15 protein-coding genes are annotated in these 14,519 nt (G+C 69.4%); 8 read left to right on the forward strand and 7 right to left on the reverse strand.

The genetic code is table 11. The features are described 5' to 3' along the window. The first annotated feature begins 106 nt into the window (after positions 1-106). Genes J2X09_RS15570 through J2X09_RS15585 form a run of 4 tightly spaced genes read left to right on the forward strand, consistent with a single transcriptional unit; the run spans position 107 to position 3,813 of the window. Positions 107-922 (forward strand): phosphodiesterase, encoded by an 816-nt coding sequence (locus J2X09_RS15570; RefSeq protein WP_204734303.1) that lies wholly within the window; start codon positions 107-109, stop codon positions 920-922. Continuing rightward, positions 922-2,310, forward strand: coding sequence for an ethanolamine ammonia-lyase subunit EutB (locus J2X09_RS15575; protein ID WP_204734304.1), 1,389 nt, complete (start codon positions 922-924; stop codon positions 2,308-2,310). The genes J2X09_RS15570 and J2X09_RS15575 overlap by 1 nt, the downstream gene beginning before the upstream one ends. Beyond that, entirely contained in the window at positions 2,307-3,119 is an 813-nt protein-coding gene (gene eutC, locus J2X09_RS15580; protein WP_204734305.1) for an ethanolamine ammonia-lyase subunit EutC, read from the forward strand. Before J2X09_RS15575 ends, eutC begins: the two co-directional genes overlap by 4 nt. A gap of 16 nt (positions 3,120-3,135) precedes the next feature. Next, complete coding sequence (locus J2X09_RS15585; RefSeq protein WP_204734306.1) at positions 3,136-3,813, forward strand: HAD family hydrolase; 678 nt, start codon at positions 3,136-3,138, stop codon at positions 3,811-3,813. A gap of 22 nt (positions 3,814-3,835) precedes the next feature. On the opposite strand, the gene J2X09_RS15590 is transcribed toward J2X09_RS15585, so the two are convergent. After that, complete coding sequence (locus J2X09_RS15590; protein WP_204734307.1) at positions 3,836-4,582, reverse strand: IclR family transcriptional regulator; 747 nt, start codon at positions 4,580-4,582, stop codon at positions 3,836-3,838. Positions 4,583-4,679: 97 nt separating this feature from the next. Between J2X09_RS15590 and J2X09_RS15595 the strand changes: the two genes are divergently transcribed. The 4 genes from J2X09_RS15595 to J2X09_RS15610 all read left to right on the forward strand — a co-directional run bounded on the left by J2X09_RS15595 (position 4,680) and on the right by J2X09_RS15610 (position 8,423). Further along, positions 4,680-5,603 carry a hydroxymethylglutaryl-CoA lyase gene (locus J2X09_RS15595; protein WP_204734308.1) on the forward strand — a complete coding sequence of 308 codons (924 nt, stop codon included), beginning with the start codon at positions 4,680-4,682 and terminating at the stop codon, positions 5,601-5,603. A gap of 16 nt (positions 5,604-5,619) precedes the next feature. Beyond that, positions 5,620-6,834 (forward strand): CaiB/BaiF CoA transferase family protein, encoded by a 1,215-nt coding sequence (locus J2X09_RS15600; RefSeq protein ID WP_204734309.1) that lies wholly within the window; start codon positions 5,620-5,622, stop codon positions 6,832-6,834. Positions 6,835-6,898: 64 nt separating this feature from the next. Then, positions 6,899-7,825, forward strand: coding sequence for a LysR family transcriptional regulator (locus tag J2X09_RS15605; protein WP_204734310.1), 927 nt, complete (start codon positions 6,899-6,901; stop codon positions 7,823-7,825). Positions 7,826-7,847: 22 nt separating this feature from the next. Then, the gene (locus J2X09_RS15610) at positions 7,848-8,423 is read left to right on the forward strand and encodes an NADPH-dependent FMN reductase (protein ID WP_204734311.1); all 576 of its coding nucleotides are present in this window, start codon (positions 7,848-7,850) and stop codon (positions 8,421-8,423) included. A gap of 123 nt (positions 8,424-8,546) precedes the next feature. Here the strand turns inward: J2X09_RS15610 and J2X09_RS15615 are convergent, their stop codons facing one another. The 6 genes from J2X09_RS15615 to J2X09_RS15640 all read right to left on the reverse strand — a co-directional run bounded on the left by J2X09_RS15615 (position 8,547) and on the right by J2X09_RS15640 (position 14,515). Continuing rightward, positions 8,547-9,002 (reverse strand): SRPBCC family protein, encoded by a 456-nt coding sequence (locus J2X09_RS15615; RefSeq protein WP_204734312.1) that lies wholly within the window; start codon positions 9,000-9,002, stop codon positions 8,547-8,549. A 135-nt stretch (positions 9,003-9,137) separates the two neighbouring features. Beyond that, entirely contained in the window at positions 9,138-9,791 is a 654-nt protein-coding gene (locus tag J2X09_RS15620) for a Vgb family protein (protein ID WP_204734313.1), read from the reverse strand. 47 nt (positions 9,792-9,838) lie between these two features. After that, positions 9,839-11,059, reverse strand: coding sequence for a helix-turn-helix domain-containing protein (locus tag J2X09_RS15625; RefSeq protein WP_204734314.1), 1,221 nt, complete (start codon positions 11,057-11,059; stop codon positions 9,839-9,841). Positions 11,060-11,109: 50 nt separating this feature from the next. Further along, the gene (locus tag J2X09_RS15630) at positions 11,110-11,922 is read right to left on the reverse strand and encodes a carbon-nitrogen hydrolase family protein (protein ID WP_310308716.1); all 813 of its coding nucleotides are present in this window, start codon (positions 11,920-11,922) and stop codon (positions 11,110-11,112) included. Between the two features lie 10 nt (positions 11,923-11,932). Then, entirely contained in the window at positions 11,933-12,802 is an 870-nt protein-coding gene (gene bla, locus J2X09_RS15635; protein ID WP_204734315.1) for a class A beta-lactamase, read from the reverse strand. Between the two features lie 36 nt (positions 12,803-12,838). Beyond that, complete coding sequence (locus tag J2X09_RS15640) at positions 12,839-14,515, reverse strand: flavin monoamine oxidase family protein (protein WP_204734316.1); 1,677 nt, start codon at positions 14,513-14,515, stop codon at positions 12,839-12,841. Between the last annotated feature and the right edge of the window lie 4 nt (positions 14,516-14,519).

Here is a 14,519-nt window from a genome sequence, read left to right on the forward strand (position 1 = left end):
CGTATGGTGTTGTTGAATCGTGACAACCATATGAAATCCACACAAGCAAGAACAGTTCCACATCAATTTATGGATTTGTGTTGAAAATAGCCATAGACTTCATCACATGAGCTCCAGCCTGCTGATCGCCCAGCTGTCCGACCCCCACATCGGCACCGGGCCGGGCTTTCTCGGTGGCCGGATGGACACCGAGAAAGCCCTGCACCGGGCCGTGGCCCATGTGGCATCGCTGCAACCCCGTCCCGATCTGGTTCTGCTCACGGGTGACCTCACCGAGCGCGGCCGTGCCGCCGAGTACGCCACGGTGGCAGCGGCGCTGGCGCCGCTGCCCATGCCCGTCTACGCCGTGCCGGGCAACCACGATGACCCCAAAGTGGCGCGCGATGCCCTGCGCCGGTGCATGCCGGTGGCCGACGATGCACCGGGTGGTGCCTGTTGCTACCACGTGCGCCAGGGGGGGCTGCACCTGATCGCGCTCGACACGGTGGTGCCCCGACAACCGCACGGGGCGCTCGGCGCTGCCCAGCTGGGCTGGCTGGCGCACACGCTGGAAGCGTGCCGGGGCGAGCCCGTCCTCATCTTCATGCACCACCCGCCCTTGCCGACCGGCATCGAAGCCATGGACGCCTGCAGCCTGATGGCCGGGGGCGACGAACTCGCCGCGCTGGTGCGCGGCCATGGCCAGGTGCAGGGCTTGCTGTGTGGCCACCTGCACCGGCCGGTGCAGATGCAGTTCGGCGGTGCGCCGCTGCACGTAGCGCCTTCGGTGGCGCACCAGATCGCGCTCGACCTGCGCCCCGGCGCAGCGCTGCACGCGCAGCTCGAACCGCCCAAGATCTCGCTGCACCGCTGGACGCCCGTGCACGGTCTGTGCACCCATCTGAGTTACGTCGAGGCCTTCGGCCCGGCGCTGCCGCTGTGATGCAGGCGCAGGTCGGCTTCGAGCGGCACCACTTTGCCGACCTGCGCAGCCTGCTGGCCTGCGCCTCGCCGCCGCGCTCGGGCGACGAACTGGCGGGACTGGCCGCGCACAGCGCGCAGCAGCGCGTTGCCGCGCGCGAGGTGCTGGCCGCATTGCCGCTCAGGCATTTCCTGCAGGAGGCGGTGGTGCCCTATGAAGAAGATGAGATCACCCGGCTCATCCTGGACAGCCACAATGGCGCCGCGTTCGCACCCGTGGCCCACCTCACCGTGGGCGGGTTCCGTGACTGGCTGCTCTCTGACGCGGCGGACACCGCCACGCTGCAGGGGCTCGCGGCCGGGCTGATGCCCGAGATGGTGGCCGCAGTGAGCAAGCTCATGCGCAACCAGGACCTGATCCTGGTGGCCAGCCGCTGCCAGGTCGTCACCCGGTTTCGCAACACGCTCGGGCTGCCAGGCCACCTCGCGGTGCGCCTGCAGCCCAACCATCCGTCCGACAGCGCCGCTGGCATCCTGGCCAGCGTGCTCGACGGCCTGATGTACGGCGCGGGCGATGCCTGCATCGGCGTGAACCCGGTGAGCGACAGCGTGCCCGAACTGGTGCGCCTGTTGCACATCTTCGACGAGCTGGTGCAGCGCCATGGTGTGCCCACGCAGTCCTGCGTGCTTACCCACGTGACCAACACGTTGCAGGCCATCGAAGTGGGTGCGCCGGTGGACCTCGTGTTCCAGAGCATCGGCGGCACCGAAGGCACCAACCGCAGCTTCGGCATCCATCTGGGCCTGCTCGACGAAGCCCATGCGGCCGCCCAGTCCCTGCGGCGCGGCACCGTGGGCCAGAACCTCATGTACTTCGAGACGGGGCAGGGCAGCGCCCTGTCGGCCGGCGCGCACCACGGGGTCGACCAGCAGACGCTCGAGGCGCGTGCCTACGCCGTGGCCCGGCGCTACCAACCCCTGCTCGTCAACACGGTGGTGGGCTTCATCGGTCCGGAGTACCTCTACGACGGCAAGCAGATCGTGCGCGCCGGCCTGGAAGATCATTTCTGCGGCAAGCTGCTCGGTCTGCCCATGGGCTGCGACATCTGCTACACCAACCACGCCGAGGCCGACCAGGACGACATGGACAACCTCCTCGTGCTGCTGGCCAGCGCGGGCCTGAACTTCATGATGGGCGTGCCGGGGGCCGACGACGTGATGCTCAATTACCAGAGCACGTCGTTCCACGACGCGCTGTTCGTGCGCCAGCTGCTCGGCAAGCGGCGCGCACCGGAGTTCGAGGCCTGGCTTCAGGCGCAGGGCATCACCGATATGCAAGGTCGCCTGCGCCCGGCCCAGGGTGTGCCGGCACTCGCGCAGGGGTTCAGCCCGCTGCTGGGGGCGCCATGAGCGCACGTGGCCTGCCGGTTGATGGGCCTCCCGTGAACGGGCCGATGGTTCCTGTCGATCCCTGGGTCGATCTGCGTCGCCACACACCTGCGCGCATCGCGCTCGGCCGCGCGGGCAACAGCCTGCCCACGGACGAGCTGTTGCGCTTCTCGGCCGCCCATGCGCGCGCGCGCGACGCCGTCCATGTGGCGCTCGACACGGGATCGCTGGCTGCCGCGTTGACCGACGTGGGTTGGCCTCCGGTCCTGGTCGCCAGCCAGGCGCCTTCGCGGCAGGCCTACCTGCGCCGCCCCGACCAGGGCCGCCGCCTGCGCGACGAAGACCTGCAGCGCCTGCGCGACATGGCCACCAGCCCGGTCGATCTGGTGGTGGTCATCGGCGACGGCCTCTCAGCGCTGGCGGTGCAGTCGCACGCGCTGGAGGTGCTCACCTCCCTGCACAAGGCGCTGGCCGCGTCCATCGATGACGCCGGCCCGCTGGATTGCGCGCCGCTGGTCGTGGCCACGCAGGCGCGCGTGGCGCTGGCCGATGACGTGGGTGCCGCACTGCAGGCCCGGCTTGCGCTGATCCTGGTGGGCGAGCGTCCCGGCTTGAGCGCGGCCGACAGCCTGGGCGCCTACCTCACCCTGGATCCCCGCGTCGGTCGCACCGATGCCGAGCGCAACTGCGTCAGCAACATCCGCCCCGAAGGCCTGGTGCCGCAAGCCGCCGGGCAACGCCTGGCCTGGCTCGTGCGCGAGGCACTGCGCCGCGGCCTCACCGGTGTGGGTCTGAAAGACAACAGCGCGGTTGCGCAGATCCCGCCATGACCTCCTCTTGCCACCCATGACCACACTGGCTTTGTTTGACCTGGACCACACCCTGCTCGACGGCGACGGCGACGACCTGTGGTGCCGATTCCTGCTGAGGCACGGCCTCGTTGGCGCAGACCTGCAGGCCCGCAACGAGCAGATGGGTGCGGACTACCGCGCCGGCCGCGTCAGCGTCGAGGCCTTCAGCGACTTCTACGCCGGCCTGCTCGCAGGTCGCACGCCCGTGTTCTGGTCGCCCTGGCAAGATCGCTTTCTGGTGGAAGAGATCCGCCACCGCCTGCCCGATGCGGCCAGGGCGCTGGTGGCCTCGCACCGCGAGGCGGGACACCGGCTGGTGCTCACCACCGCGAGCAACAGCGTCATTGCCGCACGCACCGCAGCCGATCTGGGCTTCAACTGCTGGCTCGCCACCGAACTCGCCATGGTCGACGGCGTCTACACGGGGCGGGTGAAGGGCGTGCCCAACATGCGCGAAGGCAAGCTGCGGCGCCTGCGGGTGTGGATGGCCGAACAGGGGTTGCCGGCCGATGCGCTGGAGCGCGCCTGGTTCTACAGCGACTCGATCAACGACCTGCCCCTGCTCGGTAGCGTGGGCAACCCCGTGGCCGTGAACCCGGACGCCCAATTGCACGCGCACGCCACTGCGCACGACTGGCGCGTCATCGACGTGCTCGGCAAGGCCATGCTCTGACGCGCGCGCACCACGGGTGCGCTCATCCCACCCGCCCGCTCAGCCGCCGCGCGGCGCCCAGCACTTTGGCCACATGCCGTTCATCGAACCGGTGTGCCGGCATCGTGAGCGTGAGCGCTGCGGCAATGGTCCCATCGGCATGGAACACCGGCGCCGAGACACCCGCCACTTCCGCGAGGCGGTCACCGAGGGCGGTCATGAAGCCATCGGCGCGGATGCGTGCAAGCACGCGCTTGTCGGCCGCCGTGGGTGTGCGGCTGTCGTCTCCCGCCCCGAATGCCGTGAGCACGCGACCGCCCGTCCCCCGGTGCAGCGGCAGCACTTCGCCGGCGCGGATGTGGTCGCGCACCGGATGGGGCGAGTCCACGCGGTAAAGGCACAGGCGCGTCTGGTTCGGCGCCTGGCCCTGGCGCACGTGGTACGCCGCGCTCTCACCGGTGTCGGCCACCAGCTGGCGCAGCACCGGCATGACCACGCGGTCCAGCGAGAACGAGGCGGTGTAGAGGCCGTGCAGCCGCTCCACCTCACCCCCGAGCGCGTAGCGCCCGTCGTCCAGGCGCTGCAGCAGGTGTGCGTGTTCGAGCGACGCGATGAGGCGCAGCGCGGTGCTTTTGTGCAACTGTGTGCGGTCGGCCAGCTCGGCCAGCGACAGGGCGGCGTCGCCCGCGCGGAACGCGGCCAGCAGCGAGAGAGCGCGGTCCACCGCCGCCGTGCCGCCGCTGGCGGCATTGCTGTCTGCGACGGAAGGGGTCTGTGCTTTGCGGGGCATGGCGTGGGCTCGGGTTGACAGCGCTCGGGGCTTCTGCGATTCTTTCAATAGAAAGAATATCGTTTCAATAGATAGAACGCAAGAAGATCTCCTCGACATGTCGAAAACCCCGGAAGTCCTCATCAGCGAAGTCGGTCCGCGCGACGGCCTTCAGTCGGTCAAGGCGACCATGCCGACGGCCGACAAGCTGCGCTGGATCGACGCGCTGGTGGCCGCCGGTCTGCGCGAGATCGAGGTCGGCTCTTTCGTGCCCGCCAAGCTCCTGCCGCAGATGGCCGACGTGGTGGATGTGGTGTGCCATGCCTTGCGGCACGATGGCCTCACCGTGATGGCCCTCGTGCCCAACCGGCGCGGTGCCGAGGCCGCGCTGGCCGCCGGCGTGCACAAGATCACCCTGCCGGTCTCGGCCAGCGAAGCGCATTCGCTGGCCAACGTGCGCAGGACGCGCGAGCAGATGGTGGACGAGCTGCGCGAGGTGAACGCCCTGCGCCGCGACACCGCGCCCGGCGTGGCGATGGAGGTGGGTCTGTCCACCGCCTTTGGCTGCACGTTGCAGGGCACCGTGGACGAGGACGACGTGATCCGCCTGGCTGTGGCCTGTGTGGAGGCCGGTGTGGACGAGGTGGGCCTGTCCGACACCACCGGCATGGCCAACCCCGCACAGGTTCGCCGCCTGTTCCGGCGGCTGCGCGCCGAGATCGGCGAGCGCGCGGGTGCGGCCCACATGCACAACACGCGCGGCCTCGGCCTGGCCAACTGCCTGGCCGCGTTCGACGCCGATGTGCGCACCTTCGACGCCTCGCTCGGCGGTCTCGGCGGCTGCCCCTACGCGCCGGGCGCCTCGGGCAATGTCGTCACCGAAGACCTGGTCTTCATGTTCGAGGCCATGGGCGTGCCCACCGGGATCGACCTCTCGCAACTCATCGCGGCGCGCCAGCCGCTCCAGGCCGGCCTGCCCGGCGAGCCGGTCTATGGCATGACGCCCGAAGCCGGTCTGCCCAAAGGCTGGAACCCCGCCTGATCCGCCATCCGACCCCATGCAAGACTCCAAGAAAGACACCCCCCGCCCCCTGCCCTTCGAGGGCCTGCGCGTCGTCGAATTCACCCACATGGTGATGGGGCCCACCTGCGGCATGGTGCTGGCCGACCTCGGCGCCGAAGTCATCAAGGTGGAGCCACCGGCCGGTGACAACACGCGCCGCCTGCTCGGTTCGGGCGCCGGCTTCTACCCGCTGTTCAACCGCAACAAGAAGAGCCTGGTGCTGGACTTGCAGTCGCCTGAGGGCCGTGAGGCCGTGCTGCGTCTCATCGCCACGGCCGATGTGGTGAGCGAGAACTTCAAGCCCGGCACCATGAAGAAGCTCGGGCTCGATCACGCGAGCCTGAAGACCCTCAACCCGCGTCTCGTCTACGTGAGCCACAAGGGCTTCCTGCCCGGCCCGTACGACCACCGCACCGCGCTCGATGAGGTGGTGCAGATGATGGGGGGCCTGGCCTACATGACCGGGCGGCCCGGCGATCCCCTGCGCGCCGGCTCGTCGGTGAACGACATTATGGGCGGCCTCTTCGGCGCCATCGGCGTGATGGCCGCGCTCAGCGCGCGCGAGAAGACCGGCGAAGGCTGCGAGGTGCAGAGCGCGCTGTTCGAGAACAACGTGTTCCTCGTCGCCCAGCACATGATGCAGTTCGCCGTCACCGGAAAACCCGCCGCGCCCATGCCCGACCGCATTTCGTCCTGGGGCATCTACGACGTGTTTCGCGTGAAGGATGGCGAGCAGATCTTCCTGGCCGTGGTGAGCGACACGCAGTGGGCCATCTTCTGCAACGCGTTCGGCTACGACGACCTGCAGGCCGATACGCGGCTGCAAGGCAACAACAACCGTGTGCGCAACCGCGACTGGCTCATACCCCTGCTGCGCGAACGACTGGCGGTGCAGTCGGCGGCCGACCTCGCGGCGCTGTTCGAACGCCACGGCCTGCCCTTCGCACCCATCACCCGGCCGCACGAACTGCTGCAGGACCCTCACCTGCTCGCCACCGGTGGCCTGGCGCCCATCACCCTGCCGGATGGCGCCAGCGCGGGCCAGACCGCGCCCACCGTGCTGCTGCCGTTCACGCTGGACGGCGACCGGCCGGGCGTGCGCCGCAGCCCACCCCGGTTGGGCGAGCACAGCGCCGAGCTGCTGGCCGAACTGGGCTACGCCCCTGAAGACGCGGAGCGGCTGAGTCGTGTGATCGAAAAGATTGCTTGAAAGTCATCAATCCAGGCAAAACCTTCATTGATCATTCACATTGGGTGAGGTAATCTGCCTCTCCGTGGACAAGCTCAAGCAACTCGAAACCTTCGTGGCCGTGGCCACCCGTGGCAGCCTCACTGCCGCCGCCAAAGCCGAGGGCGTGGCCCCGGCCATCATCGGACGCCGGCTCGACGCCCTCGAGGCGCGGCTGGGTGTGAAGCTCATGGTGCGCACCACGCGGCGCATCACGCTCACGCACGAAGGCAGCGCTTTTCTCGAAGACTGCCAGCGCCTGCTGGTCGACATGGCGAATGCCGAGGCCAGCGTGAGTGCCGGCGGCGTGAAAGCCAGCGGGCACCTTCGCATCACCGCGCCGGCTGGTTTTGGCCGCCGCCATGTGGCGCCGCTGGTGCCGCGCTTCCGCGAACTGCACCCCGAGGTCACCATTTCGCTCAACCTGAGCGACCGCGTGGTCGACGTGGCCGGCGAGGCCTACGACTGCGCAGTGCGCGTGGGCGACCTGCCCGACTCGTCCCTGGTGAGCGTGCGCCTGGCGGACAACCGCCGCATGTGCGTGGCCACCCCGCGCTACCTGCAGCAGCATGGCCGCCCGCAGGTGCCGGCCGACCTGGTGCGTTTCGATTGCCTCACCCTCTCCAGCGACGCGTCGCAGACGCGGGGCTGGGCCTTCACCGTGCCGGCCGCCGGAGGTCTGGGTGAAGTGGAAATCGTGCACCTGCGGCCCAATGGCCCGCTGGACTGCACCGATGGCCAGGTGCTGCGCGAGTGGTGCCTGGCCGGCTATGGCATCGCCTGGCGAAGCACCTGGGAGGTGGAGGCCGACATCGCCGCGGGCCGGCTGGAGAGCGTGCTCGACGACTTCGCCGCACCGCCCAACGGCATCTTCGCGCTGTTCCCGCAGCGCAAGCACCTTGCGCTGCGCGTGCGCCTGTGGATCGACTTCCTCAAGCACGAGTACGCTCGACCCGACTTCTGGAAAATCTGAACCCTTCTCAAGCCCAACCACCATGACCACCCAGCTCCTTGGCCTCTCTGGCAGCCTGCGCGCGCAATCCTTCAACACCTCCCTGCTGCGTGCCGCCCAGCCCCTGGCCGGCGATGCGACGCAGCTCGACGCCGCCACGTTGCACGGCATTCCGCTCTACGACGGCGACCTGGAACAGGCAGAAGGCACGCCCGCGGCCGTGCGCGCGCTGAAGGAACGCATCCTCGCCAGCGACGGCCTGCTGCTTGTCACGCCCGAATACAACAACGGCATTCCCGGCGTGTTCAAGAACGCGATCGACTGGCTCTCGCGGCCCACGCCCGGCATGCCCGACGTGTTCCGTGATAGGCCGGTCGCCGTCATCGGCGCTTCGCCTGGCGGCTTCGGCACCATCCTGTCGCAGGCCCACTGGCTGCCGGTGCTGCGCACCCTGGGCACGCACACCTGGCAGGGCGGGCGCCTGATGGTGTCGCGTGCATCGTCCGTGTTCGGCCCCGACGGCAGCCTGCTTGACGACAAGGTGCGCCAGCAACTCGCCGAATTCCTCCAAGGCTTCGCGGCCTTCGTGGCGGAAGCGAACACCCCCCTGCGCCGCTGACGCGGCTTCCCCCCTCCGTAGCGCGCCTTCGGCGCTTCGAGGGGGAACGGCATCTTGGGCCGGCAAAGCCGGACCCTCGGTGCCTCTGGTGGGTGTGGCGCTCTCGCAGCGGGCGCACGCCTGTCAATCCGGGATGTCGGGCTCAACGAGCAAGGCCAACTGAGCCAGCGACTCCTGCCAGCCCAGGTAGCACATCTCCAGCGGAATCACATCCGGAATGCCCTCCTGCACCACGTTGAGTTCGGTTCCGCAGGACACGGCCTTGAGCTGCACGTCCACCGACATCGTGCCAGGCAGGTTCGGGTCATCGAACTTGTCGGTGTAGCGGATGCGTTCGTTCGGCACGAGCTCCACGTACTCGCCGCCGAACGAATGGGCGTTGCCAGAGGTGAAGTTGCGGAACGACATGCGGAACGTGCCGCCCACCTTGGCCTCCAGGTGATCCACCTTGCAGAGAAAGCCGTAGGGCGGCAGCCAGCGGGCGAGGGCGTCGGCGTCGAGGAAGGCGCGGTACAGCTTCTCGGGCGGCGCCTTGAAGACGCGGTGGAGGCGAACGGCGCGGGAAGGGGCGGTGCTCATGGCGGTGTCCTTTCATGTTGAATGGCATGCGGCGGTGATCCGGGGCAGCGGGCCGGAAAAAGCCCGCCGCTGCATGCACGACGAAGCAGGTTACGCGGTTTCGACATGAAAGCGCAGGTCGCACTTTTCACCCGGTCACGTGTTCCTGGGGCGCCGCACCGCGCGCACCTTGCCGCTGGCGCCACCGCCGCAGTAGAAAAGATCGGCCCCATCGGCTTCGAGGCCACTCACACCGATGCCGGCCGGCATGTCGAGCCGCTCAAGCACCGCGCCGCTGTGCGCGTCGATGCGGCGGATGTCGCTCGCCTCGCCTTCCCAGGTGCCGTGCCACAACTCGCCATCGACCCAGGTGACGCCGGTGACAAACCGGTCGGACTCGATGGTGCGGCGGATGGCACCCGTGGCCGGGTCGATCTGGTGGATCTTGCGGTCGCGGTACTGGCCCACCCACAGGCTGCCTTCGGCCCAGGTGAGGCCGGAGTCGGCACCGGCGCCGGGCGCGGGAATGGAGGCCAGCACCTGGCCGGTGGCGGGGTCGATCTTGTCGATGCGCGCTTCGGCGATCTGGTAGAGGTGCCTGCCGTCGAACGCGGTGCCCGCGTCGCCCGTGCGTTCGAGCGTGCGGGTGATCTCGCCACTGGCTGGATCGAAGGCAACGATGCCTTCGTCGGTGGCGGCCCAGACGTTCTGGCCGTCGTGCGTGACGCCGTGCACGCGCTCGGACCCGCGGAAGGGGCCGTACTCGCGCACGATCTCGGCGGGGCGTGTGGGGGTGGTGGGTTGTTTCATCGGGTGCTCCTGTGAATGGCGCCGGACATCGGCGGGTGCAGGTCACTTTATTGAATGGGCAGCGAAGCAGGGAGTAACAAGATCGTCGTGAATCCGGCGATCGGGTGGGCGAGCCAGCGCATCGCACGCCCTTGCCCGACGGCGCGCACGCGGCCCTGTTCCTGAAGTTCGGCCAGCGCGCGCTGTACCGTGCGCTGGCTCGCATCCAGCGCCAGTGCCAGTGCCGAGGTGGACCAGGCCGCACCGTCCGAGAGCAGCGCCACCAGCGAGGCCTGCTCCCCGTCAATGGGCGGCGCCAGCAGCACGACCTCGCGTTCATCGAGGGGTTTCAATGCGAAGCCGCGCGGGGTCGCCTCGATGCGGGCCATGGGCCTGACGAGCGCGCGCAGGCGCCCGATTTCCACGCGCAGGCGCGCACGGTGTGTTTCATCGGGGTGGCGGGTGCGGAACGTGTCGGCGATCAGCGCGTCGCGGTCGGCATCGCCCGGCCAGGCCTGGGCCAGCGCGCGCGCCAGGCCGAACAGCACCGGACGGCGTGTGAGGTTCTGCCAGTGGGGGCCGCTGCCCAGCCCTCGCCGGCATCCATCCACCACCAGGGCAGGGCGCGCTCCGAGTTCTGCCACTTCGTCGAGCCGCAGCAGGCTTTCGCCATCGGCGTTCAACCGGCGCGCGGCCGGGCGCTCCAGCAAGGCCAGCGCCTGTGTCACCTCGGCCTGCAACGCGGGCACGCGCGCATGGCTGGCGGCTGCGTGGGCGTAGGCCAGGGCGGCGCGCGCATCCTCGATGCGCAGCGAACGCAGCGCGAGCTCGGCGCCGACCAGTCCGGCCACCGCCGCCAGCGAGGGAGACAGCGACCCGGTGTCCAGCCGGGCCAGGGTCTGTGCGGCTTCGTGCAACCGGCCGAGCAGCAGCAGCCGGCGGGCCGAGATGAGCAGTGCCTGCCGCGCGTTGGCGTGGTCGGCATGCACCAGGAGGGTGGTTGCGGCCGTGGCCAATGGGCGCGTTGATCCCTTCAGATCGCGCATCGCGAGGGCCACCTCGGCTTCGGCCACGACGCAGCGGGCCCGTGCCACGGCTTCGTGGGCGCCGAAACCGCGCGCAGCTCGGCGCAGCAGCTCGCGGGCACGCGCGTGCTCGCCGAGCTGGGCCATGGCGATGCCGCGCAGCGCCAGCGCCGGCGGGTCATCTCGCAGCGCCACGCGCTTGAGTGCGCCAAGCGCGTCGCCCGAGGCCAGGGCGCGGGCCGCAGCGGTGATGAGCGAATCCATGCCGCGAGGCTACACCGCGATGACGACAGTTATGTCACCGGCGTCGGAGGCTATCGGGACAGAATCCCGTACAGGCCCGCCTGCCGGTCTGCCAGCTGCGAGGTGGCGCGCGCGCTGTCCAGCGCAGGGCGCGACAAGGTGGCGAAGAGCAGAGCCTCGCCCCGTTCGGCCTGACCCAGGAACTCGCCCCTCGGGCCGCACACCGTGCTCAGACCGCCGTAGGTGGTGGCACCTTCCCGCCCGCAGGCGTTGGCGTAGGCCAGGCAGATGCGGTTCTCCAGTGCGCGCGCCGGCAGCAGCACACGCTGCACCTCGTCGAACTGCACCATGTTGGCCGTGGGCACCAGGATGGCGTCGGCCCCCTGCAAGGCAAGGCCGCGCGCGGGTTCGGGGAATTCGATGTCGTAGCAGATCAGCAGGCCGAGCCGCCAGCCGCTCCACTCGAACACCGCCGGCGCTTGTGGACCAGGGCTGAACTGCGACCGGTCGATGTCGCCGAACAGGTGCGTCTTGCGGTAGTTGGCAATGCGCTCGCCGTTGGCGGCGATGCACTGTGCGGCGTTGTAGGGCTGGCCACCCGGCCGATGTTCGGGGTAGCCGTAGACGATGGCGATGCCGTGCCGATGCGCGATCGCGGCGACGGCCTGGGCCATGGGGCCATCGGCCGGCTCGGCGAGCGCGGCCACACCCGCTGCGCCGATCTGGTAGCCGGTGAGCGACATCTCGGGACACACCAGCAGAGCCGCTCCCTGCGCGCGGGCCTGTGCCGCGGTGGCGTCAAGGAGCACCAGGGCTTCGGCGGCGCGCTCGGCATAAGGGCACTGCCAGAGCGCGAGGTCCAGGGTGTCGTGTGGGGCACTCACGGGGCTTCCTTCAGGCGACCAGGCTTGCGGCGAGCCGGGCCACACCGGCCAGGGTGGCGTCCCTGGTGGTGCTGTCGGCGCTGCTGTCGGCGAGGTAGGCCGTGATGATGAGGGGCGCGCGGCCGTTGGCGGGCCAGGCGATGCCGATGTCGTTGGCGTCAGTCCGGTTGGTGCCGGTCTTGTCGCCCACCCGCCAGCTGGCGGGCAGGCCCGCGCGCAGCCGTTTGTCACCCGTGGTGTTGCCCACCAGCCATTGCTGCAGCCGCTGCCGCGAGACCGGCGAGAGCGCATCGCCAAGCAGCAGTTTCTGCAGGGTGAGGGCCATGGCGCGTGGTGTGGTGGTGTCAAGCAGCGCGGCCGCCGTGCCGGTGTTCAGGCCGGGCTCGTTGCGGTCCAGCCGCGTGCTGTCGTCGCCCAGTTCGCGCGCGAAGCGCGTGAGCGCCTCGGGACCGCCGTAGCTCGCGAGGATGAGGTTGGCGGCGGTGTTGTCGCTGGTGGTGATGGTGGCCTCGCACAGGCCAGCCAGGCTCATGCCGTCGGGCGTGCCGGCGTGTTTCTCGGTCACCGGCGAATAGGTGACGAGATCGTGTTTCGAATAGGTGATGCGGCGCTCGATCGATTCCTGGCCCCGGTCGGCGCGGGCCAGCACGAGGGCGCTGGCCAGCAGCTTGAAGGAACTGAGCATCATGAAGCGCTCGTCGGCGCGGTGGCCATGCATCTGCCCGGTGGCGGTGTCGAGAATGCAGGCGCCGAGCCGGCCTTGCGCTGCGGTTTCGAGCTGCTGCCATTGCGCCGGCTGCGGAACGGCGGCGAGGCCGCGAACAGGGGAGAGGGCCACGGCCATCGTGGCGGCAAGGGTGAGGTGGCGTCGCTGGATCATGGGTTCTTCCGGGGGAGACGCACACTGTAGCGGCGCTCAGTCGGGCAACGCCATCGGCCCCAGTTCGGCGAACACGTCGCCGGGGCCCGGGTTGGCTGCATGCGTGCGGCCGCCCAGGTGCTTCACGATGCCCCACACCGCGTTGAGCGAGGTCTGCACCGCGCCTTCCACCCATGCCGGGGTGAAGGACACGTCGTCGCCGGCGATGAAGATGCCCCGCTCCGCAGGCGCGAAGCCTTCCTGCATGAAGTGGCTGTACATGCGGTGGTTGTAGCGGTAGTGGCCGGGCAGCGCGCCCTTGAACGCGCCGAGGAAGTGCGGGTCGGCTTCCCACGACACGCTGATGGGGTCGCCAATGATGTGGCTGGCGATGTCCACGTCGGGGTAGATCTTGCGCAGTGCCTGCAACGCGAGCTGCACGCGCTTCTCGGTGTTGTGGGGCAGCATCTTGAGTGCATCGCCCATCCAGGCGTAGCTCAGGCAGATCACGCCGGGTTGCTCGGGCCCGTTGTCGAACAGGTAGGTGCCGCGTGTGAGCCGGTCGGTGAGCGTCATGCCCATCTGCGGCCAGCCGTTGTCCCGAAGGTCGTTCCAGAACGGGCGGTCCACCATCACGAAGGTCTTGGACGACTGCATGTAGCGCGTGCGGTCGAGTGCCATCCAGTGCTTGTGCGAGAACAGCGATTCCTCCACCGCGATCTGCGTGGTCAGCAGCCAGCTCTGACAGGTGGTGAGCACGGCCGGGTAGGTGCGCACGTTGCCCCAGGTGTCGGTGACGGCGAGTTCGTTGCTGGCCGCGCGCGCAATGGCGGTGACGCCAGGGCGCGGCGCGCCGTGGTGCAGGCTGGCCAGCGTGGTGCCCGCTGGCCAGTGGCGCATGTCGCCAGCGGGGGGTGCGTGGTGCCACAGGCCCAGCGGCACCTGCTGCACGCCGCCCACGATGAGGTGCTGATTCTCGTCGCAGCCGGTGAGCACCACGCGCAGGATCTCGAGCATGGAATTGGGAAAGTCCGAGTCCCAGCCGCCGGTGCCGAAGCCGACCTGGCCGAACACCTCGCGGTGCTGGAACGGCAGGCGCGAGAAGGCCTGCGATGTGGCGACGAAGTCGTAGAAGGTGCGGTCGTCCCACAGCGGCACGAGCTGGTTCCACAGCGCCTTGAGCTTCGCCGCGTCGCGCTCGCGCAGCGCCTGCTGCAGGCCGGCAAAGCCCGCGCCTTCTTCCAGGGCCTCGGCCCAGGCGCTGGCCACTTCCGCGAACAGCGGCGGCAGATCGGCCAGCGTGCGGCCCCAGTGTGTGTGGCCTTCGAGGTCGATCACGGTGCAGCCGGCGGCGGGCGTGAGCGGGTTGGGGAAGGGCTGGCGTTCCAGCCCCAGGCGGTTGACGTAGTGGAAGAACGCGGTGCTCGACGCCGGAAAGCGCATGCCACCGAGCTCGGCGACCACACCGTGCCCGCCTTCGAAGGCCCGTGACCGCAAGCGGCCGCCCATCTGCGAGGCTTCGTACAGCACGGGTTTGAGACCGAGCTTCATCAGTTCGTAGGCGGCCACCATGCCCGCCATGCCCGCGCCGACGATGGCCACCTCCTGCCCCAGGCGCTCGGCTGGCAACTCACCCAGGCCGGCGGGGTGGGCAACCCAGTCGTCGAAGGCAAAGGGAAAGTCGGGCCCGAAAAGGGTCACCGGCGCGTCGGCGCCGCGCAGTGCGGTGGACATGGAA

The sequence above is a fragment of the Hydrogenophaga laconesensis genome (genome assembly GCF_031457235.1).
GTDB classification, from domain to species: domain Bacteria; phylum Pseudomonadota; class Gammaproteobacteria; order Burkholderiales; family Burkholderiaceae_C; genus Hydrogenophaga; species Hydrogenophaga laconesensis.

Excerpts from the sequence above, each read along its gene's own strand:
- J2X09_RS15570 (WP_204734303.1), top strand. The coding sequence starts at position 107 with ATGAGCTCCAGCCTGCTGATCGCCCAGCTGTCCGACCCCCACATCGGC.
- J2X09_RS15575 (WP_204734304.1), top strand. The coding sequence starts at position 922 with ATGCAGGCGCAGGTCGGCTTCGAGCGGCACCACTTTGCCGACCTGCGC.
- eutC (WP_204734305.1), top strand. The coding sequence starts at position 2,307 with ATGAGCGCACGTGGCCTGCCGGTTGATGGGCCTCCCGTGAACGGGCCG.
- J2X09_RS15585 (WP_204734306.1), top strand. The coding sequence starts at position 3,136 with ATGACCACACTGGCTTTGTTTGACCTGGACCACACCCTGCTCGACGGC.
- J2X09_RS15590 (WP_204734307.1), bottom strand. The coding sequence starts at position 4,582 with ATGCCCCGCAAAGCACAGACCCCTTCCGTCGCAGACAGCAATGCCGCC.
- J2X09_RS15595 (WP_204734308.1), top strand. The coding sequence starts at position 4,680 with ATGTCGAAAACCCCGGAAGTCCTCATCAGCGAAGTCGGTCCGCGCGAC.
- J2X09_RS15600 (WP_204734309.1), top strand. The coding sequence starts at position 5,620 with ATGCAAGACTCCAAGAAAGACACCCCCCGCCCCCTGCCCTTCGAGGGC.
- J2X09_RS15610 (WP_204734311.1), top strand. The coding sequence starts at position 7,848 with ATGACCACCCAGCTCCTTGGCCTCTCTGGCAGCCTGCGCGCGCAATCC.
- J2X09_RS15615 (WP_204734312.1), bottom strand. The coding sequence starts at position 9,002 with ATGAGCACCGCCCCTTCCCGCGCCGTTCGCCTCCACCGCGTCTTCAAG.
- J2X09_RS15620 (WP_204734313.1), bottom strand. The coding sequence starts at position 9,791 with ATGAAACAACCCACCACCCCCACACGCCCCGCCGAGATCGTGCGCGAG.
- J2X09_RS15625 (WP_204734314.1), bottom strand. The coding sequence starts at position 11,059 with ATGGATTCGCTCATCACCGCTGCGGCCCGCGCCCTGGCCTCGGGCGAC.
- bla (WP_204734315.1), bottom strand. The coding sequence starts at position 12,802 with ATGATCCAGCGACGCCACCTCACCCTTGCCGCCACGATGGCCGTGGCC.
- J2X09_RS15640 (WP_204734316.1), bottom strand. The coding sequence starts at position 14,515 with ATGTCCACCGCACTGCGCGGCGCCGACGCGCCGGTGACCCTTTTCGGG.